The 21,475-nt window shown below is 40.5% G+C and carries 17 protein-coding genes; 9 read left to right on the top strand and 8 right to left on the bottom strand.

Translation table 11 applies throughout. The features are described from left to right. The 4 genes from HMPREF0023_RS13470 to HMPREF0023_RS13485 all read right to left on the bottom strand — a co-directional run. A partial coding sequence (locus HMPREF0023_RS13470) for a type VI secretion system Vgr family protein (protein WP_008942330.1) occupies positions 1 to 3,286 on the bottom strand: 3,286 nt, incomplete at its 3' end. 152 nt (positions 3,287 to 3,438) lie between these two features. Next, a complete protein-coding gene (locus HMPREF0023_RS13475) occupies positions 3,439 to 5,838 on the bottom strand; it encodes a glucose/quinate/shikimate family membrane-bound PQQ-dependent dehydrogenase (RefSeq protein WP_008942331.1) in 2,400 nt (799 codons plus the stop codon). A 142-nt stretch (positions 5,839 to 5,980) separates the two neighbouring features. After that, the gene (locus tag HMPREF0023_RS13480; RefSeq protein WP_171057902.1) at positions 5,981 to 7,204 is read right to left on the bottom strand and encodes a carbohydrate porin; all 1,224 of its coding nucleotides are present in this window, start codon (positions 7,202 to 7,204) and stop codon (positions 5,981 to 5,983) included. 144 nt (positions 7,205 to 7,348) lie between these two features. Further along, entirely contained in the window at positions 7,349 to 8,467 is a 1,119-nt protein-coding gene (locus HMPREF0023_RS13485) for a CaiB/BaiF CoA transferase family protein (RefSeq protein ID WP_008942333.1), read from the bottom strand. A 493-nt stretch (positions 8,468 to 8,960) separates the two neighbouring features. Between HMPREF0023_RS13485 and HMPREF0023_RS13490 the strand changes: the two genes are divergently transcribed. After that, positions 8,961 to 9,974 (top strand): AraC family transcriptional regulator, encoded by a 1,014-nt coding sequence (locus tag HMPREF0023_RS13490; protein ID WP_017395708.1) that lies wholly within the window; start codon positions 8,961 to 8,963, stop codon positions 9,972 to 9,974. Between the two features lie 19 nt (positions 9,975 to 9,993). On the opposite strand, the gene HMPREF0023_RS13495 is transcribed toward HMPREF0023_RS13490, so the two are convergent. Further along, positions 9,994 to 10,548 (bottom strand): AAA family ATPase, encoded by a 555-nt coding sequence (locus tag HMPREF0023_RS13495; RefSeq protein ID WP_008942335.1) that lies wholly within the window; start codon positions 10,546 to 10,548, stop codon positions 9,994 to 9,996. 178 nt (positions 10,549 to 10,726) lie between these two features. Between HMPREF0023_RS13495 and HMPREF0023_RS13500 the strand changes: the two genes are divergently transcribed. The 5 genes from HMPREF0023_RS13500 (at position 10,727) to HMPREF0023_RS13520 (ending at position 16,001) form a co-directional block, all read left to right on the top strand. Then, positions 10,727 to 11,932, top strand: a complete 1,206-nt coding sequence (locus HMPREF0023_RS13500) for an acetyl-CoA C-acetyltransferase (protein WP_008942336.1) — start codon at positions 10,727 to 10,729, stop codon at positions 11,930 to 11,932. 146 nt (positions 11,933 to 12,078) lie between these two features. Beyond that, positions 12,079 to 14,214 carry a 3-hydroxyacyl-CoA dehydrogenase NAD-binding domain-containing protein gene (locus tag HMPREF0023_RS13505; RefSeq protein WP_008942337.1) on the top strand — a complete coding sequence of 712 codons (2,136 nt, stop codon included), beginning with the start codon at positions 12,079 to 12,081 and terminating at the stop codon, positions 14,212 to 14,214. Positions 14,215 to 14,378: 164 nt separating this feature from the next. After that, positions 14,379 to 14,642: a hypothetical protein gene (locus HMPREF0023_RS13510; RefSeq protein WP_008942338.1), complete on the top strand. Its 264-nt coding sequence runs from the start codon at positions 14,379 to 14,381 to the stop codon at positions 14,640 to 14,642. A gap of 66 nt (positions 14,643 to 14,708) precedes the next feature. Then, complete coding sequence (locus HMPREF0023_RS13515; RefSeq protein ID WP_008942339.1) at positions 14,709 to 15,563, top strand: patatin-like phospholipase family protein; 855 nt, start codon at positions 14,709 to 14,711, stop codon at positions 15,561 to 15,563. Between the two features lie 195 nt (positions 15,564 to 15,758). Continuing rightward, positions 15,759 to 16,001, top strand: a complete 243-nt coding sequence (locus HMPREF0023_RS13520) for a hypothetical protein (protein WP_008942340.1) — start codon at positions 15,759 to 15,761, stop codon at positions 15,999 to 16,001. 20 nt (positions 16,002 to 16,021) lie between these two features. Here the strand turns inward: HMPREF0023_RS13520 and HMPREF0023_RS13525 are convergent, their stop codons facing one another. Together HMPREF0023_RS13525 and HMPREF0023_RS13530 are read right to left on the bottom strand one after the other, a co-directional pair. Continuing rightward, positions 16,022 to 16,468 carry a GNAT family N-acetyltransferase gene (locus HMPREF0023_RS13525; protein WP_017395707.1) on the bottom strand — a complete coding sequence of 149 codons (447 nt, stop codon included), beginning with the start codon at positions 16,466 to 16,468 and terminating at the stop codon, positions 16,022 to 16,024. Positions 16,469 to 16,479: 11 nt separating this feature from the next. Then, positions 16,480 to 17,694 carry a class I SAM-dependent methyltransferase gene (locus HMPREF0023_RS13530; protein WP_008942342.1) on the bottom strand — a complete coding sequence of 405 codons (1,215 nt, stop codon included), beginning with the start codon at positions 17,692 to 17,694 and terminating at the stop codon, positions 16,480 to 16,482. A gap of 100 nt (positions 17,695 to 17,794) precedes the next feature. On the opposite strand from HMPREF0023_RS13530, the gene trhA reads away from it, so the two are divergent. The 3 genes from trhA to lpxO all read left to right on the top strand — a co-directional run bounded on the left by trhA (position 17,795) and on the right by lpxO (position 20,927). Then, the gene (gene trhA / locus HMPREF0023_RS13535; RefSeq protein WP_026056297.1) at positions 17,795 to 18,436 is read left to right on the top strand and encodes a PAQR family membrane homeostasis protein TrhA; all 642 of its coding nucleotides are present in this window, start codon (positions 17,795 to 17,797) and stop codon (positions 18,434 to 18,436) included. A gap of 118 nt (positions 18,437 to 18,554) precedes the next feature. Next, positions 18,555 to 19,865 carry an MFS transporter gene (locus HMPREF0023_RS13540; RefSeq protein WP_005083279.1) on the top strand — a complete coding sequence of 437 codons (1,311 nt, stop codon included), beginning with the start codon at positions 18,555 to 18,557 and terminating at the stop codon, positions 19,863 to 19,865. A gap of 156 nt (positions 19,866 to 20,021) precedes the next feature. Continuing rightward, on the top strand, positions 20,022 to 20,927 hold the full coding sequence (lpxO, locus tag HMPREF0023_RS13545; protein ID WP_004640707.1) for a lipid A hydroxylase LpxO: 906 nt from the start codon (positions 20,022 to 20,024) through the stop codon (positions 20,925 to 20,927). Between the two features lie 58 nt (positions 20,928 to 20,985). On the opposite strand, the gene HMPREF0023_RS13550 is transcribed toward lpxO, so the two are convergent. Then, entirely contained in the window at positions 20,986 to 21,414 is a 429-nt protein-coding gene (locus HMPREF0023_RS13550; RefSeq protein ID WP_005083282.1) for a hypothetical protein, read from the bottom strand. Positions 21,415 to 21,475: the final 61 nt, after the last annotated feature.

Here is a 21,475-nt window from a genome sequence, read left to right on the forward strand (position 1 = left end):
CCTCCTCCAACTCATCTAAAGACTCAGCAACCTTATTATTTTTAGCCTCATTTAATGGCTTTAAATATGCACCTGGTACTAATGCTAATTCAACCTGATCCGCTGAATCGCTATATATTCTTGCACTACTTTCTTTCTCAAATTCATATTCTGATTCAATCTTTTTAGTATGGTTCATTAGCTTATATTTCATATTTTTGAATATACTATTATCAAAAACCTGACTTAAATCAAATCGCATACTATACATTCCACTCTTCGGTAAGCTCGGTAACTCTGCATTGACGGTTGCACCACTTTCAAATACATGCTGTCCTGCTTTCACTTTGAAGTATCCGCCTGTGTTTATAAAAACCCCTTCTTTATTTATCTTGAGTTGTGAACCACCAGCTTTTAGGTCAATTTCAACAGGACTAGTGATCTCTATTTTTTCTTCGGTCGATATAATCTTTACGACACGACGGGCAATTGCTTCGATCATATCATCTTGTGCTTGTAATTCAACTTTTCCTTTTGCAGCAAAGGCTTTAAGTCCTTTCGTGGCAGCGAATAAACTCACTTTATCTTGCGCATGACCAATAATATTTTTCTGAGCACTCAAATTAATCGAACCACTAGCACTTTCCGCTATATCTTGTGAGGCTTGAAGAATAATATTTTCAGGTGTGGTCAATGCAATCCCATTCGGTGATGCAAGGAGCATTAAAGCTTGTCTAAATATTTTTCCTTGTTCTTGTTGTTTTGCATCAGCGCTATTTTCTAAGTTTTGTGTATATCCTTCCATGAAACCTTGTAAGGAGTTCAGCGCTTGTAAAGGACTGACATTGAGTTGACTCCCTTTCTTGAAGGTGCCGCAAGTACTCATCAAATCAAAATCTTTGATATCTACATTTGCCAGCACTTGCCCAACTTCTTGAAGGCTCTCAAATGGATTCTGTTTAATTTTATCTTTTAAACTGGCCAGTTGTCCTTTAACAATATCTGCCCCGTGTGCTTCAACGTTTTCAATGAAATCTTTTAAGTTATTGATTGCATCTTTGCTATCGGCAAAGAATTGATTAAATTCGTCAATAATTGTTTTTGTGTCTCCACCAAAACCACTGATATCCTTAATAAAACCTCCACAGTCTTTCAAGGCATGTAATGGATCGTCTTTCAATCCATTCTTAAACAGATTTACGGTCTTATTTAGTGCTTGAGTTTTGCTATTAAGCTCTAACGACTGAATAAATTTAGGCAGTCGCTGGATGACATTTAATGCATCCGCTTGCTGTTTTTCAGCAATATGACTGAGCATTTTCATGCTTTCATAGCCTTGATTGAGTAAAGACTGCGCTTGTGCTGCTTCTAAGTGATCTGCAATCGCTTGCTCTTGTGCATAGGTACTGATCAGCATGCCTTTGCCTGCTCGGACAGCGCCCCAAGCATCCGTTCGGAGCTCAAAACCCTCTCCACGTCCAGCACTATGTTCTTGGACTTTGGGATGACTTAAATGACCTAAATTTAATTGTGTTGCTGCATGACTACTTTGTAATTGCGTGCTGATTTGTCCCGACGTATCGTCAAATCGTAGTTGGTTAAATCCTTGCCCACCAATCTCCTGACTACGAATACCACTCAGTCGTCTGGTATCAGGTAATTGTCCTTTAATATCAAAGCGGGTCGGTGAACGCTGTGCTTCATGGATACGCCCCATCACAAACGGACGATCAATATTACCGTCAAAGAAGTCAATCACCACGATTTCACCGATTCGTGGTAGGAACCGTGCACCATAGCCCTCGCCCGCCCAAGGTGTCAGGACATCAATCCATGCAGAGTCGCTATCATTATTATTAGAGCCAGCACCCCCATCATGCTGATGATCTTCACTCCTCGTGAACAAAAATCTGACTTTAATCCGTCCCCATTCATCGACATAAATGCTCTCACCTTCAGGTCCGACCACTCTTGCTCGTTGAGGATATGCAATCGGACGATGCTTAATGGGGTCATATTCAGGGACAATTGGAACATGGTAACGCTGTAAGGTAAGCTGGTTGGCGTGGCGTTCACTGTTGTTATTAAAATCTCTGACTTGCCATTGGCTATTTTGTAAGAGTTGTCTAACTTGTAAATTTAGCTCTTTGGGTAGATTGTTATGATGATAAAAATGTTTTGCTGTAATTAAAAAATTTCGGTCTTGGGCGGTATGTAAATTAATCTCAGGATGTTCTCTCAGTTCAAACCAATAACCGACATAGGCATCACGAACCGTTGTATGCGCAATAAAGTGTTTAGCAGCAGCATTATAGTATTGATTACGGTGCTCATTTAGACGTTCAATTTGTTGACTACCTGATGCTGTGACACCATCATCACCTTTTAAATCCTGAATCCATGCAGGTGTAAAATGCCAAGCATCCTCCAATCCTAGACTGAGATTGTCATGATGTTCACTATGAGAATGTGTACTTTGAACGCTGCCCGCGCCATCTTCTTGATCCAATGCATCAGCTTGCCATCTTTGAATATGTACCGTTGTGGGTTGTAATCTCCGTTGAGCAACCAAACTGGTCATACTGTCATATTGTTCTGCTGCACTGCTCCGATGATACCGAATGGTTCGACGTTCGAGTGCCTGATATGGTTGATTATCATCAATCAGACGTAATTTTTGTGCTTGGATTGGCGCAGTATTGTGAGGAACAATATGCTGTGCTTCATCGATCAAACTATTTATAGATTCTGAAGCCAGTAATCTCTGGATAAAATCAGCGTCTAGCTCATTGTGTTGCATCGTAAAAGGACGTATATCATAGTCTTTACTTAGCCCACTCAGATCTAATGTCAAACTTGCAGCAAATAATGGGCTACGTGTTTGCCATTCCTTGAATAAGGTTTGAATAATTTCAACCACGGATTGATTCATAAATACGCGGCTATTACGACGCTTTGTCCAAAGCGCTGTGGCATCTTGTAGCGTCAGTCGATAAAGACTTAAAGCACCATCACTTTGTCCCTGTGCTGCGGCAGTGATGATTCCTGTTGTGCGGGTCAAGAGCCCTGTATCTGTGACCTGATCTACAGCAACTTGGCACCCTATAAACGCTTTTAATGGAATAGCGGCATTCGTTGACAGACAAATCAGCTCAGCCATTACCCCCTGGTTCAATTGATGATTTCCATCAATCGACTGCAAAAACACTTGCGCATTAAGCATCGGATGCGAAAATTGAACTTGTATTGCACGTTTTTGTGCATTTAACCCCAACTTTTCAAGTACATGGAATATATTTAAAAGCATTTTGTTATGGTATTCCTTTTTTATTAGGTCGAAATTTTACACAAGCCAGATAGAACTGTCTATTTTGATGGAAAAGTGTCGTATTTAAGCATCACCACTAAATCAACCAAAAAAATGCCCACCGAAGTGAGCATTGTTGGTTCTAAAAGGAATTAATCAGGTAAAGCATAGGCAACTAAATAATCACCCATTTTGGTACCAAACGAACCATGTCCTCCAGCCATAATAACCACATATTGTTTGCCATTTATTTCGTAGGTCATTGGTGTTGCTTGTCCCCCTGCTGGTAGACGTGCTTCCCACAATTTATCACCATTCGATACATTGAATGCACGAATATAATTATCTTGTGTTGCAGCAACAAACATTACATTACCAGCCGTTGATATCGGTCCACCTAAGCCTGGCACACCAATTTTCACAGGTGGTAATTGGAACAGATTTGGTAAACTGTCACGAATCGTACCAATACGTTTTTTCCATACAACATCGTGAGTTTTCAAATCCACACCAGCAACAAAGCCCCACGCAGGTTGTTTACATGGCAAGCCAAATGGTGACAAGAACGGACTGATATCAACCCCATAAGGCGTACCATACATTGGTTGCATGCCATGCTCAGTACCCGCACCACGCGCAACAGCTTGACGATTTGGATCTGCTGGAATCAAACGACTTACAAAAGGTAATCCAATTGGATTCATCACAGCGACTTGACGGTCAGCATTCACTGACATCCCGCCCCATTCAAACACACCTAAGTTACCAGGGAAAACTAAAGTTCCATTCTCAGAAGGTGGTGTATAAATGCCATCGTAATTGAGACGTTTGAATTTCACACGGCACATTAACTGATCCAACATGGTGGCACCCCACATGTCTTTATCGGTTAATTTATCTTTTGGTGCTAAATTGAAATCAGAAAATGGTTGTGTTGGTGAATAAAACTCACCCTTGGTCTGTGGTCCCCATTTTACTGTTTGTGGAACCGGCTTTTCTGTAATCGGTACAACAGTCTCACCTGTTCTCCGATCCAACACAAATACATTACCTGTTTTTGTTAGTACATAAATCGCAGGAACCGTCTGACCAGATTTATCTTGAATATCAGCTAAAGATGGTTGTGATGGTACATCCATATCCCACAAATCATGGTGCGTGGTTTGGAAATGCCAAACGAGTTTACCTGTGGTTGCATTGATGGCAAGCATTGCGTTTGCGTAACGCTCTTTCAACTCGGTACGATCACCGCCCCAGATATCAGGTGTACCCACACCAGTTGGGACATAAACAATATCAAGTTTCGCATCATAAGCAAGTGGTGCCCATGCATTTGGAGAGTTATGAACAAATGTTCCACCTTCACCCGGTAAAGCATTTGGATCTTCAGCACCCGTATCAAAGGCCCATAGTAATTTACCAGTATTTACATCATAGCCACGAATCACACCAGATGGTTCTTGGCTTGAATGGTTATCCGTTACTGAACCTGCAATCACAACAGTCGTCCCAGTCACAATACCAGGAGAAGTCGGATTGTAGCCGCCCGGATAAGCATATGGCATGAATTCTTGTAAATTCACCTCGCCATTTTCACCAAAATCTGAACATGCCTTGCCCGTATCTGCATTTACAGCAACTAAACGACCATCATTGACAGGAACAAAGACTTTTCTTGGACACTCGGTTGAACTCGACTTTTTAGCCTGTAAACTGGTTGCAAACTTAGTCGTATTATCCGCATCGTAGTACATCACACCACGGCAGGTTAAGTGTTGGAAAGTTTTATCCGATTTCAGCTTTGGATCAAAACGCCACTTTTCTTCACCTGTTGCAGGATCAATTGCTATTAAATGCTGATGTGGAGTACACATAAACAGATTATTGCCAATTTTAATTGGAGTCACCTGATTCGTTGTTTCACCTGAATCATGCTCAGTTCTAAAGTCGCCAGTACGGAAAGTCCAAGCCACTTTCAGATCTTTAACGTTTTTATCATTGATCTGTGTGAGTGGTGAATAACGCTCTCCGCCCTGACTGCGGCCATATGCAGGCCAATCTTCAGGTGCAATTCCCTCTAATGCTTTCGCTTGCTCAGGCTGTGGCGTTTCAATAACACCATTAATTTCTTGTGGATCATTAAATATTGAATACACCATCACCACAATTGCAATGGCTAAAGTAGATGATAAAGCCACTTTGCTTGAGGTTAAGTTGTCTATACCACGTGTAACTGCTGGTACTAACAACCACAAACCTAAGATTCCTAACACATTAAGGCGTGGTGCAAGTGCCCAGAAGTCTGTACCCACTTCCCAAACACCCCAAATTACACTCCCTAGCATTAGAGCCGCATAGACCCACAATGGACCAGAAGCACGTTTATGAAGTTGAACTGCGACAATAAGTAACAGCACACCTGCAATTATATAATAAAAAGACCCGCCTATCGCTGCGAGCCATATACCGCCAACGAGCAAGAACAATGCAATGAGGGCAATGATAATTACCGTCAATGTTCTAAGCCCAGATTTTGAAGCAGATTGATTCATACGATCACCCTTGCATCTTTAGTATTTTAGATACGATGAAGCAAATCACTTCACCTCATCGTCAAATTCAAATCACAATGAAAACTTGCAGATGTAATCCATTGAAATGAACTAAATCTGCAAAATTATTCAAATCAAAAAATTAGAAGACTGTTTGGAACTTAATTCCACCAACCCAAGTTTTGTCACCATTTTTAAGTGCACCGACGTGATGTACGTATTGGATATTTGGACGAATCGTCAACCAATTCGTAGCGTGAATGCCGTAATACAACTCAGTGTTATATTCTTCATCCAATAAACTATTATTTTTATCATTGGCATGAATACGCGCTACACCAAGCGCCAACTCATCTTGTGGGCGCTGATCCAATAGACCTTTATAAATCAAACCAATATTTTGCATATCTTTGACTGCATTGGTTTTTGAATCATGAACCGTCACATTCACAAAGCCAGTCAAACCACGATCAGACTGACCGTCGTGACTAGTCAATTGTTGCTTTGCAGTAAACCAACCACCTTGTTTATGTGAGGTTTTCGCTGGGTTGGCAATTTCCACAGCATCGGCGGTACTGTAGTAATAGCCAAAACGATATTCACCAGAAAGTGACTGTGCACCGAGTTTCGGTGTCCAAACCAATTCTGCTGGAATAATGGCACCATGTGATCCATCAGTACTTAGATTGAAGCCTTTGCCACGTTGCAAATTTTCAGGGTTATATTCATACGCTCCAATCTGCGCATACAAGTCAGGTTGGAAATTGTATTTGACGCGCAATGCCCACTGACTCACTGGCCAGTTGTACCATTGATCACCGACCCAGTTACCCACTTGTGAACCGCATAATGCTAAATTTTGGAAATCACAGTCAAAACTATTAAAGTCGGCACCTTCGCCAAATCGACCAACTTTAATATCTAGTGCTTGATCCAAAAATTTCTTTTTGACCCAAAGCTCTGTTAAACGCCATGTTTGCCCCCGCCCCCAAACTTCTTGTACCGAACTTAAATGTCCTTGTAGACCATCTGCCGTTTGAGAAAGAGATTGGCCATCACGATAAGTTAAAGTGATTTGGGCCTCTGTATCTTGCCAACCTAAAATTTTATTTAGATCAAAGTGAGTACCTAATGCCAGTTGACCTGTGTATTCATTTCCACGATTAGAATACTGTTTAGAATCTAAAACCCCTGCAAATTCTCCTGTGTAATTCGCAGAAAAGTTATAACCCTGTTCTTGTAACGCTGTGCGTTGACCGTTCCAATCACCAAACAACCATTGACCATTTGGATCAAATGCGGGAGATGCTGCTTGAGTATGGTGTGTGAAAAGACTCAATGATAGAACGGATAAACAAGAAACAATCATAGATTTGGAGATTGTCATGTTTACGTAACCTTTTATGTTATTGTGTATAAAAGGTTACTCTTATTTTTAAATTACATTTTATTCAAAATGTTAACGATCTGTACAATATTTTAACATTCAGTGATCATATGCACATATTTTCTACCATTTCCCTTCTCCCAAAGCTTGCCCTATAAAGGTATATACCATTTGTGATCGAGAAAACTTAATCGGACAAGCTAACTGAGGTTCTGTTTGAGATGCATTTTCCGATAATGGTACATCAACGACCCACCCCCGTTGCTGTGCCATTGGTGAAACTAATGCTTCATCTAAACTAAGCACTGGTTCTACACAAATATCTAAGCTTTGAAATACCTGCTGCCACGCGGCGAAATCTTGAGTTTTAAATTTATCCTTCAAAGCTTGTTTCACTGCTTGACGATCTTCTGAATCAAAAGATGCACCTTTTGCCAAAAGTATCGGTAAATCTAGAGCAGTAGCTAATCCAGCCATAAATTGTGGCTCTAAGCTCCCCACTGAAAAATAACGACCATCTTTTGTTTCATAATAGTCATAAAAACTCGCACCATTGAGCATGCCTTGTTCAGGACCTTGTGGCGTTTGTCCTGCCAAGCTCGCTGAAGCAGCCATACTATTTAAACTCGCCACACAATCGGTCATCGAAATATCAATGTATTGCCCGATACCACTACGTTGACGTTCAATCACTGCTGCGAGAATACCAATCACTGCATGTAATGAACCACCAGCAACATCTGCGATCTGAATTCCAAGTGGTGGAGGTCCCCCATCTTGACGCCCACAATGACCCGAAACACCAGCAAGCGCTAAATAATTAATATCATGCCCCGCACGATCTTTATAGCTTCCTGTTTGACCATACCCCGTAATAGAACAGTAAATTAAACGGGGATTGATTTCTGCTAAGGTTTCATAATCCAAACCCAGACGGCGCATCACATCAGGACGAAATTGTTCCAACACAATATCAAAATCCGAGATTTTATTTTTAATGAGCTCAATACTCGCTGGATTTTTAAGATCCAATGCAATCGACTGCTTATTTCGATTCAGATAACTATGTGCAGTGGCCTGACCGTTCGCATAAGGTGGCATAATCCTTACTAAGTCTGGACGAGTCGGTGATTCAATATGGATAACTTCTGCACCCATGTCTGCAAGATACATACTTGCGAATGGACCAGGTAACAAAGTAGAAAAATCGAGAACTTTCAATCCTTTTAATGCAGATGGCATGATAATTTTTACTCATTTTGTTTAAATTTTCTTTTATACTAGGTAGGGATAAACATAAAAACAATGTCATGTTCAGCCATTTACCTTGATAGTTTCGGCAATTTAACATGTACGCATTGAGCAATTATTTTTTCTTGTCAATTGCCATAGGGCTTGTTAATTGATCAGATATACATTGCGTTGTTGGCAAAAATTTTATCAGACGAGGCATGAAACGAAAGGAATGACGATTCATTTCCGAGTTTCATAACGAAGTCTGAGACAATTTTGGTCACAACCCTACGGGACAAAGACATTTTACTTGCGGAACATTGTTCCTCATACTGCGTTATGTCTTGTTCATTTAGAGACACTAAATCTCACAAGCCATGCCTTGTATCATCTAAAAAATGTCTATTGTCGCAACTATATCTGATCAACTAACAAGCCCTTTTATTTTAGACGGTTATTTAGGTCAATTATCGTGAATAGTAAAGAAACTGAAGGATTCAATATGAGCCGTGATACGATCAGCATCCACTTCGTGAATGCGGCTTTAACAGGTGTGAAACGCCTAGGCATGGACGTTGATACATTACTTTCACATGTCGGTATAGAAGCAGAATTATTGCGGCAACCTAAAGCTCGAATCTCCCCTGAGCAATATACTCGCTTTGTTAAAATGCTATGGATGGTCACTCAAGATGAACATGTCGGTTTTGATATCCAACCCCGTCGTTTAGGTACATTTGCAATCATGTGCCAATTGATTATTCATTCTAAAACACTCGGTCAGGCACTTGAGCTTTCATCACAATTCTACAAACTGTTTGGTGACGAATGGTCTGTAAGTTTAGAGCGTGACAAACATGAAGCGCGCTTAGTTCCTCACATCCCAAAATCACTCGATCCAGATCATTTTATTACTGAAAGTATGCTGATGATTTGGCATGGTCTTGCATCTTGGTTGATTGAACGTCGTTTGCCCTTAGAACGCGTACATTTTGATTATGAGCGTCCAAGTCATGCCGATGAATATGATGCATTGTTCTTTGCACCAGTGATGCAGTTCGATGCACCACGTACAGAGATTACGTTTGCGGCAGATTATCTTGATCTACCAATTCGCCAAGATGAAAATACTTTAGAAGAGTTCTTAAAAGCAGCGCCAGCGCAGCTTCTAGTGAAATTCAAAAATACCAACTCGCTCACTTCTCGTATCCGCGATGTATTGAAGAGTCAAATTGGTGAAGAAATGCCGACACTCAATGATGTAGCGTCGATGTTGTATTTATCCCCTCAAACCTTACGTCGTCGTTTAGCTGCCGAAGGTAAGAGCTATCAAGGTGTCAAAGATGCTCTGCGTCGTGATGCTGCAATTCACTTATTGTTAACACCGAATCTCACACTTGAAGATGTGGCTCAACAAGTGGGCTTCAGTGAAACCAGCACCTTCCACCGCGCCTTTAAAAAATGGACAGGTGTTACCCCTGGTTTATATCGTCAGTTGCATGGGCATCATTCATAAAAATCAGTACATGGATCGTTTAAGAATATTTAGGCGATCCATTCATTGAATTAAGAAATTCTGCTGCTTCTCTTGGAGAAGTTAATTGAATAAAGCGAATATGTTGATATTCGGGATTTTCCATCATTGCGAGATACTTTTTTCTATTTTTAGCATGATGACTGATCATCCATAAAATAATGGAATCCTTAGAAAGGAAACTGGACTTAAAACTTTCTCGATTATTCGAGTTTGGCCATAATTTTTTCTGTGTCACAGCTCTAGTAATTGCTCGTTTGATTGATCGATAAAGGTTGAATGAAAATGAGTAATCTAACCAAATAATCGTATCAATATATCTAAGCTTCAAATCTTGCGTTCGAGAATAATTACCATCAAGTATCCATCCGCTAGTGGCTTGATCCATTCGATTTTGTAATTTAGAAAAAAATTCATCATCTGGCGTTTCTTGCCAATTATCCAACCAAAACAAATCATCCATTTCGATATGAATCAACCCTAACTTTTTAGCAAGTTGGCGAGCAAAGGTCGTTTTTCCAGAAGCTGATGTTCCGACAACATTAATAAATTTCATCAGGATAATTTTGTTGAATTATGACCATATATTTTACTAAATATTTCATCTTTTCAACAGTCAACTGAATTGGCGAAAAACATCAAACCTGCCAATGTTTATCATCATTGCACTACCTCTTAAATTGAGTACACTCGAAGCACAATGATTTTAATTTAAGGCAATACAAGGAACAGCTATGAGCGAGGCCTATATTATTGATGCCATTCGCACACCACGCGGAAAAGGAAAAAAAGACGGCTCATTACATGAAGTAAAACCAATTACTTTACTCACAACATTATTGAATGAATTACAACAACGCCATCAACTCGACACATCTAAAGTCGATGATATCGTTCTCGGTTGTGTGACACCGATTGGTGATCAAGGTGGGGATATTGCCAAAACTGCTGCGATTGCCGCAGGATGGAATGATGATGTTGCAGGTGTACAAATCAACCGTTTCTGTGCTTCTGGCTTAGAAGCAGTAAACTTGGCAGCACAAAAAGTTCGTTCAGGTTGGGAAGATGTTGTGGTTGCGGGTGGCGTAGAATCAATGTCACGTATCCCGATGGGTTCAGATGGTGGCCCATGGGCACTAGATCCTGAAACCAATTTAAAATCCTCTTTTGTACCACAGGGTGTGGGTGCAGACTTGATTGCAACTTTAGATGGTTATAGCCGCGCAGATGTAGATGCATTTGCGGTCGGTTCGCAACAAAAGGCTGCTGCCGCTCAAGCAAATGGTTATTTCGATAAATCAGTTGTGCCTGTGAAAGATCATGCAGGTGTAACAATCTTAGAAAAAGATGAATTTATCAAAGGAAATACCATAGTTGAAGGTTTAGCAAAACTGAATGCTAGCTTTGAAATGATGGGTCAAATGGGCTTCGATGCTGTTGCTTTACAGAAGTATCCTGAAGCGCAAAAAATTAATCACGTTCATCATGCAGGTAACTCATCAGGTATCGTCGATGGTGCTGCGGTGGTGTTATTGGCTTCTGAAAAAGCAGTCAAAGAGCAAGGTTTAAAACCTCGTGCCAAGGTGCTTGCAACTGCATTAGTCGGTACAGATCCAACCATTATGTTGACTGGTCCTGCCCCTGCTGCACGTAAAGCATTAGAAAAAGCAGGCTTGAGCATCGACGATATTGATTTATTTGAAGTAAATGAAGCTTTTGCAGCTGTGGTGATGCGTTTTATTACAGAACTGAAAGTTCCTGCTGAGAAAGTCAACGTCAATGGTGGTGCGATTGCGATGGGACATCCATTGGGGGCAACTGGTGCCATGATTCTAGGAACTTTGCTAGATGAATTAGAGCGTCAAGGTAAAAAACGTGGTCTAGCAACATTATGTGTCGGTGGTGGTATGGGTATCGCTACCATTATCGAGTTGGTATAAAAACTGGCTGCATTGATCTTGCCACGTTGGAAACACCTTCAAAAATGCTCATTTACACATCGTAAACTGCGCTTTTTTCAGCTATTTCCGCCTCGCAAGCTCTGCCTCGCCAGCGTTTTTAAGAAATAAATTTAGGATGATGATGTATGAGCGCTATTAAATACGAAAAAAACGCTGACAATATTGTAATTCTTACGCTTGATTCATCGGGTCAATCTGCAAACACCATGAATGCAGAATTCCGTAATGCTTTAGATGAAGTCAGTCAAAAGCTTAAAGCTGAAACTGATCTGAAAGGTATTATTTTCCGTTCAGCTAAGAAAACCTTCTTTGCTGGTGGTGACTTAGATGAGCTGATTCAGGTACAACCTGAACACGCCACTGAATTTTTCAAGATGATTGAAAAACTCAAAGGTGACTTACGCACAATCGAAACTTTAGGTGTGCCTGTTGTTGCAGCTTTAAACGGTACTGCGCTTGGTGGTGGCTGGGAAATCGCTTTAGGTTGTCATTATCGTATTGCCATTAATGATCCAAAAACTAAATTTGGTTTACCTGAAGTGACTTTAGGACTACTTCCTGGTGGTGGTGGTATCGTCCGTATGGTACGTTTGCTGGGCTTACAAAATGCATTCCCGTTCCTCATGGAAGGTAAGCAATTTGGTGTCGATAAAGCAAAATCTCTTGGTTTGGTACATGACACGGCTGAGAATGAACAAGAGCTGTTAGAAAAAGCGATTGCTTGGGTGAAAGCTAATCCAAAATCACAGCAACCATTTGATGTGAAAAGCTACAAAATCCCTGGTGGTGATCCTAAAACGCCTGCGGTTGCACAAGTGCTTGCAATTGCCCCTGCCATGCTACGTGACAAAACCAAAGGTTGCTACCCTGCTCCTGAAGCGATCATGGCGGCTGCAGTTGAAGGTGCACAAGTCGATGTAGATACCGCGCTTCGTATTGAATCGCGTTACTTTACACAACTAACTGTAGGGCAAGTATCGAAGAACATGATCGGTACGTTCTGGCATGGTCTGAATGCGATCAAATCAGGTGCGAGTCGTCCTGCTGAAGTTGCTAAATGGCAAGCGAAAAAAGTCGGTGTTTTAGGTGCAGGTATGATGGGTGCAGGGATTGCCTATTCAACCGCAATCAAAGGAATTCCTGTCGTACTCAAAGATGTGTCTGTAGAAAATGCAGAGAAAGGCAAAGCTTATTCACAAAAACTACTTGATAAACGTGTTTCACAAGGTCGTATGACAGCTGAAAAACGTGATCAAGTGTTAGCGCTTATTACGGCTACAGCTAATGCTACTGATCTACAAGGCTGTGACTTAATTATTGAAGCAGTATTTGAGAATCAAGAACTCAAAGCCGAGGTAACTCAAGAAGCTGAACAATATTTAGCTGATGGCGGTATCTTTGCATCGAACACTTCTACCTTGCCAATCACAGGTCTAGCAACAGCAAGTAAAGATAGCAAAAACTTTATTGGTTTACACTTCTTTAGCCCTGTAGACAAAATGCAATTGGTCGAAATCATCAAAGGCAAAGAAACTTCTGCTGAAACATTAGCTAAAGCCTATGACTTTGTTCAACAAATTGCGAAAACGCCAATCGTGGTGAATGACAGCCGTGGTTTCTTCACCAGTCGTGTGTTTGGTACGTTCATTCAAGAAGGCATGCGTCTACTTGCTGAGGGTGTACATCCAGCAAAAATCGAAATGGCAGCACTCAAAGCTGGTATGCCTGTTGGTCCTCTTGCGATTCAGGATGAAGTATCTTTAACTCTGACTGAGCATGTAGCAAGCGAAACGCGTAAAGCACTGCAAGCTGAAGGGAAAGACTTACCGAAAACGCCTGTAGATGAAGTGGTTCACACCATGATTCACGAGTTGAATCGTAAAGGTAAAGCTGCTGGTGCAGGCTTCTATGAATATCCAGAAAATGGCAAAAAACATTTGTGGGATGGACTCAGCCGCTGGACAAAAGAAAATGATATTTCTGAACAAGATATGATTGATCGTTTCTTGTTTGTTCAAGCACTGGATACCTTACGCTGCTATGAGGAAGGTGTTCTAGAGTCAGTGATTGATGCCAATGTCGGTTCAATTTTCGGAATCGGTTTTGCACCTTGGACTGGCGGTGCGATTCAATTCTTAAATCAAAACGGGATTGAAAAATCATTACAACGTTCAGAAGAATTGTCTGCTAAATATGGTGAACGGTTCGCTCCACCGCAACTGCTGAAAAACAAAGCGCAAAAGAAGGAAATTATTCAATAATTCATTTCTTTTTATAAGCTTAAAGCTCATGTCAGTATTGATTACCGATATGAGCTTTTTACTATTCGACAAAATCACTGCAAAACTTCTGCCTAATTCATCACAAATTGTGCTATAAATCTCCCTAATTCTGCTTTCTTTTTTGTCCTTTGGAAATTTGTCTTATGTCTGAGAAATTATGCCCAGAAACTTCACCTTGGGGGTGGAAAGCGCTGATTATCACGATCATTCTAAGCTTTATTTTTATGGTGATTTTTTACTTAGCCATCACCAATGAACCTGATTATATGCCAAGCCAAAAGCAAACTAGCAGCCAACAACATGCTTTTAAAACAGCACCTGCAATGTCGCCAGAAGCATTAGAGGCAGCTAAAAGCAATACAGCAACAGCAACTACAGCTACTCAAGCAGAGTCTCATCAACACTAAAGTGCTATTGTCGAACATGATAAATCCGTGTTAAACAGGGATTTATCATGGTATTCGAGATTTTCAATGCTTCAACAAAATCGTCAGGCACTGGTCGTTGAAGGTGGTGGAATGCGCGGCGCATTTACCAGCGGTGTCTTAGATGCATTTTTACAGCAACAATTTAATCCTTTTGATCTCTGTGTTGGTGTCTCCTCAGGCTCAACTAATGTTGCAAATTACTTAGCTGCTCAACAGGGTCGAACACTACAAATTTATTTAGATCATTCTCTTCGTTCAGAATTCATTCATTATGGACGCTTTTTTAAAGGCGGTGATTTACTTGATCTAAAATGGATGTGGGATGTGGTGGAAAAAGAACATCCACTGAATCAAGCCCATCTTTTTGCAAATCATCCTGAGTTCTATATGGTGCTTACCCATGCCATTTCTGGTGAAGCAACCTATATCAAAGCCTCTAAAGATAATATTTTGGATGGTTTAAGGGCATCCAGCTCGATTCCTGTACTGACACGTCAAGCAGTTGAGGTTTTTGGCGAACCTTATTTTGATGGTGGTGTGGCGGATGCTCTCCCAGTACATTGGGCTGCACAACAAAATCATGTTTCTAAACTCATGGTATTACGTACTCGCCCTCAAAACTACTACAAAGCCAACAGCAGAGGTGATCAATTTCTTGCGAAATATTTGTTTAAACGACAACATGGTTTTGCTCATAGTCTTTTAACAAGAACTCAACGCTATAATGATTCTGTCCAGTTTGTCCGCACGCCATCTGGGCAGAAAATTTTGGAAGTATGTCCCCCAGATTTAAAAAATATGGCAGGTCGACTCACCAAGAATAAATCCAAAATTCGCTATAGCTATGATGTCGGTGTAGAAACAGGTCTAAAGGCAATAGAAGATTGGCACAAGCTTTAACCTCAAAATCAATGTAATCCATTCAATGGCGAGACGATGCTGTTTTTCAGCCTCTCGCCTAATATAACTGCTCAACAATCTCTTTTCCCCATGCTCGTGCTATGGGGCAGCGCATCGAAGAATTCCATATTTATACTTGGCAAGCTAAGCTAAAAAGGCGCAAAATTATATTTTATTTATTTTTTGGATTTTTTCATGAGCAATCAACCATCCCCACAAAAAGACTCCAATGAAACTGTATTGGGATGGAAGTTTGTCATCATTGTTGGAATACTAAGCACTATCTTTTTAAGTTTCTTCTACTTAGCCATGACCCAAGAACCTGATTATATGCCAGGTGCGCAACGTAAAATTCAGCAAGAAGAAGCACTCTCTCAAGATCATACAACTGCAACATCAGAAGTTAAAACTCAACACAATCCTAAATCATCTCATTGAAATAAAGATTATTTCTCTATTTAAACTTCAACTTTTCTGAGAATAGGCATTACCATTTCTATATGTGGAATGCCACACTCATCATATTCATCACCTTGTGCCACAAAGCCTAATTTTTCATAAAATGAGGTAGCGTGCGTTTGTGCAGAAAGCTGTAAAAATGGACGGTTTTGGGATTTAGCATAAGCAATCATTTCCAACATGATCAATTGTCCAATGCCCTGACCTCGATATTCCTGCAATACGGCAACACGCCCTAAATGATGATCAGGTAACAATCGAGCGGTGGCAATCGCTTGATCTTGTGCATAGACGACAAAATGTTCCGACACTTGATCTTGATCGTCCCATTCATCTTGCTCAGGAATGTTTTGCTCATTGATAAACACAAACTCACGAATGCGCTTGGCATCCTGCTGTAGTTGCAATTGATCCCATTGACCATGTTTCACAACAAAACGATTCATCTCTTGTCTCATTAACACTTACAACCTACATTTTCGATAGGCATTTGATCCTTTAATAACAACTCCAAACTTTGCTTTTGAATGCCATACATCGTTTTTAACGCTTGTATTTGCTGCAAAATTTTAGCATCAGGCTGCTGAATATCTTTGCGTTTAGTTGCCAAAATCATTTTGTTCTTACTGGTATGTTCTAATGAGACAAACTCGAAGACTTTAGTTTCATAGCCATAAGCTTTGAGCAACAATGCGCGTAGCGTGTCAGTGAGCATCTCAGCTTGTTGACCCGCATGAATTCCGAACTGCAACATTGGTTGCAACACTTCTGAACTCTTAAGTTGCGGTCTTAATTCTTTATGGCAACATGGTGCGCACATGATCATTGATGCATTGAGGCGAATCCCTGTATGAATCGCAAAATCGGTTGCAATATCACAAGCATGCAATGCGATCATGACATCCAACTTTTCAGGTTGATAGCTCCGCACATCCCCTTCGAAAAAATCAAGATGATTAAACCCGACGTCATCTGCAACTTTCTGGCAAAACTCAACTAAATTCGAGCGTAATTCCACACCTGTAATCAAGGGCGTTTTTTGTTGGGCTTGTAAATAGTCATATAAAGCAAAGGTTAAATAGCCTTTGCCAGAACCAAAGTCAACGATATTCAGTTCTTGTTGAGAAGCATCAATTTGAGCATAAGCATTGGAAAATATCTCAATGAATTTATTGATCTGTTTCCATTTTCGCGCCATGCTTGGAATGACTTGCCCTTTTTCATCTGTGATACCTAGATGTTTTAAAAATGGACTTTGTTGTTGTACATAGCGCTGCTTTTCACGATTATGTTGCTGCTCAACTTTTAATATAGATGCCTGTTTCTTCTGTGCATTGAGCATTGCTTTCTTTTTATTTTTCTTCAACTGAATATCTTGATGAAGCGTTAATAGATTCGCCTGTTTAGATTGCATCAGTAACTCAGCAATTTTTTCCAATCCTTCATCAGTTGCATAATTTTTGGTAATGTCTTGTGTTTTATAATGATACAGACAAGAAAGCACGGCTTGACCTTGCAGCTCAATAATACGAAATGTCATCTTTTCTAATTCAGCTAACTCACCTTTATATTGGCTCAGAATTAGGCGATCAAAGCTTTTATTTTCAATCGATTGCTGGATATCCAAGAAAAATTGTTGTTCTTGTTCAAAAGAAAATTTCGGCGCAAACATAATGAAAACCTGACAAATAGAAACTAAATTCTAAAGCGTCTTACTTTAAAAGGGAAATTGCATTACGATACAGTTGTATTTTTATGCAAAGCTTATTGCGATGAACATGAACTCAATGTTGAATTATGATCCAAAAGAAGAACGACTCAATGCATATAGTCATGGTATCGGTGCAATATTAGCTTTAATTGCCTCGGTATTTTTAATTATTAAAGGGAGCTATCTTCCCTTGGGCCAATGGATCAGTCTATGGGTCTATGGCTTTAGTTTAGTATTGCTACTCAGCAGTTCAATGCTTTATCACTTCGCACAAGATGAAACCAGACGATATTGGTATAAGAAACTAGATCATACCGCGATTTACTATCTGATCGCGGGCACCTATACCCCCTTTCTCAGTATTGCCATTCCAACAGCCAAGGCGCACTATCTTCTAATTGCGCTTTGGGTGATTGCATTTATTGGCACCCTATTTAAATTGGTGTTTATTCATCGCTTTCAAAAACTGTCATTAGTAGCTTATCTGGTGATGGGTTGGTTAGCTGTATTATTGATGGATGACATGCAACGTTATTTATCCAAAGATGCTCTACAACTGCTGATTGCAGGTGGATTGGCTTATACCATCGGTACATTGTTTTATGCCTTAAAAAAGGTAAGATATACCCACGCAATATGGCATATCTTTGTGCTACTAGGAGCAGGTTTACATTTTCTAGCGATCTATTGGTATGTGCTGTAAGCAAGCATTTTGCTGGCATTCATTACATTCAATTCCGAAGTAAGCCCCGCATTTTATAAGGAACATCTAAGGCGAACACTTCGTATTTTGTCTTAGATCATTAGAATTAAGGTCATCTATGTCGTCAAACTCTATGGCTGCCACTGGTGAGGTGGCAAGCAATTCAAAAACACGTGTACTGTTTGCAAGTCTCGTTGGTACCACAATTGAGTTTTTTGACTTTTATATTTATGCCACTGCCGCAGTCATTATTTTTCCACATCTGTTCTTTCCAGCAAGTAGTGGAAGCGCAGCCTTACTCCAGTCATTAGCCACCTTTGCAATCGCATTTATTGCCCGCCCCGTCGGCGCTGCACTTTTTGGTCATTTAGGCGATCGGATCGGACGTAAAGCCACCTTGGTTGCAGCACTATTGACCATGGGTGTTTCAACTGTCTGTATTGGCTTGTTGCCTACTTATGCTCAAATCGGCATTGCTGCTCCCCTATTATTAGCCTTATGTCGTTTGGGACAAGGACTGGGCTTAGGCGGTGAATGGAGTGGTGCGGTGTTACTCGCGACTGAGAATGCGCCAGAAGGTAAACGCGCATGGTATGGCATGTTCCCTCAATTAGGGGCACCTATTGGATTTATCCTTGCAACAGGTTCATTCCTCTTGCTTGGTGCATTCATGACGGAACAAGCATTTATGACTTGGGGATGGCGTATTCCTTTTATCGCGAGTGCTGTTTTAGTTTTAGTCGGTCTATACATTCGCTTGAAATTACATGAAACACCAGCTTTTCAAAAAGTTCTGGATAAACAAAAAGAAGTAAATGTTCCATTTAAAGAAGTCATGACCAAGCACTTGTCTAAATTGATTCTTGGAACGATTGCTGCAATTTGTACATTTGTGGTGTTCTATCTCACCACTGTTTTTGCACTGACTTGGGGAACTACACAGCTTGGCTATACCCGTACTGAATTTTTGCAATTACAGCTTATAGCGACTTTATGTTTTGCTGGCTTTATTCCTTTATCAGCGATTTTAGCGGAGAAAATCGGTCGTCGAACCACGTCGATTGCTGTCTGTATTTTAGCTGCATTGTTTGGTTTAGTCTTCGCAAGCTTGCTTGATTCTGGTAGTCCTGTATTGGTGTTTTTATTCTTGTGCATCGGTTTATCCATCATGGGACTGACTTATGGTCCGATTGGCACAATCTTGTCTGAACTGTTCCCAACGTCTGTACGTTACACGGGTTCGGCACTGACCTTTAATCTAGCAGGCATCTTTGGTGCCTCTTTTGCACCCTATATTGCCACTAAACTTGCTGAAAACTTTGGTTTACAAGCAGTCGGTTATTATCTCAGTGCCGCGGCATTATTATCTCTGATTGCTTTTTTATTGATCCGAGAAACTAAAAATATCGATGTAAATAACCAAATCTAATCACGCATAAAACATCAGGTGAGCATCAAGCGATGCTCGCCTGAGTGACCTTTTATCGTACAATTAAAGACCTTTCCAACTTGTATCTATAACCATACTCGTCCAAATATATTTTGTGCTAAACTAACCGCCTCCCATTTTTAGACTATTGTGCTTATGTACGCAGTGATTATCATTGCCGTATTTTTGGTTAGTTTCTTATATACTTATTTTCGTGGTAAAGAACGATTAAAAATATCTCGGCAACTATTTGACCATTCTACATTTTTAGCGCCTGTAAACATGTTTATGACTGGTTTTTCTAAACTCCCAAACCAGCCATTTTTTGATGTGGCGCAATTCCCTGAACTCAAACCATTACAAGATAATTGGGAGGTGATTCGGGAAGAAGCCATTCAACTACAAAATCAAATCAAAGCATCCGAAAAAAATAATGATGCAGGCTTTAATACTTTTTTTAAGCGTGGCTGGAAACGTTTTTATTTGAAATGGTATCAAGATAGCCATCCATCAGCACAACAACTTTGCCCAAAGACTGTAGCATTACTTGAAAGTATTCCATCGGTTAAAGCAGCAATGTTTACTGAGTTGCCATCTGGAAGTTACTTGGGTAAACACCGTGATCCTTATGCAGGTTCGGTACGTTATCACTTGGGTTTAGTCACCCCCAATAGTGATGACTGTTTTATCGAAGTTGATCAAGAGCGTTATAGCTGGAGAGATGGTGAAGCAACCGTTTTTGATGAAACCTATGTACATTGGGCACATAATCAAACGGATCAAACTCGTATCATCTTATTCTGTGATATTGAGCGCCCAATGAAATGGGGCTGGGCGCAAAAATTCAATCATTGGTTTGGTCGTAATGTGATGTCAGCAGCCAGTTCACCCAACGATGATCAGGATAAAACAGGATTTATTAACCGTATCTTCAAATATGGTTATGCTATTCACCACTATGGTCGTGGCTTGAAAGCGCGTAATCGCCCACTCTACTATGCTTTGAAATGGTTAATGTTTGCGATCATTATTGGTTTGGTCTTACTGCCAAGTTTTTTATAAGATAAGCACGCAATAAAAAAGAGATGCGAATGCATCTCTTTTTTTGCATAACAATCAATTAATTGCTTGTTGCTGCTTGAGCACTAGCTGTTTGCGGTGCTTGGGCATTGGCTGTTTGTGCAGCGGCTGCATTTGCAGCTTGTACAGCTGCTTCACCAATTAAAGCAATCTTGGCTTTTTCTTGGCTTTTTTCAGACAAGGCAGGATTTGATGCCACAATACGATTAATATTTGCTGAGTTTGCTGGTGCAATCGCAGCTGTTTGCAATACGATTGGACGATTACCTGTATCACCCAAAGTATAGCGGATTCCGGTACGTGGGCTGATGACCGTAGTAACATCATGCTTCACTTGTGCCTGTGCAGAAGTTTCACCCTTTGCAGCTTGCACTTTTTCCACTGTCGTGGTTTGAGGTGCATCTTTTGCAAATGCAAAACTAGATACCGCTGCACTTGCCAAAATTAAAAGTTGTAATGGTTTTTTCATTGTCTTCCCGCTTTTAATATCAATTCAATCAAGAACTGTAAGTCCGATAATAAAACTACAA

This window comes from Acinetobacter sp. ATCC 27244 (genome assembly GCF_000156555.1).
Classification (GTDB): domain Bacteria; phylum Pseudomonadota; class Gammaproteobacteria; order Pseudomonadales; family Moraxellaceae; genus Acinetobacter; species Acinetobacter haemolyticus.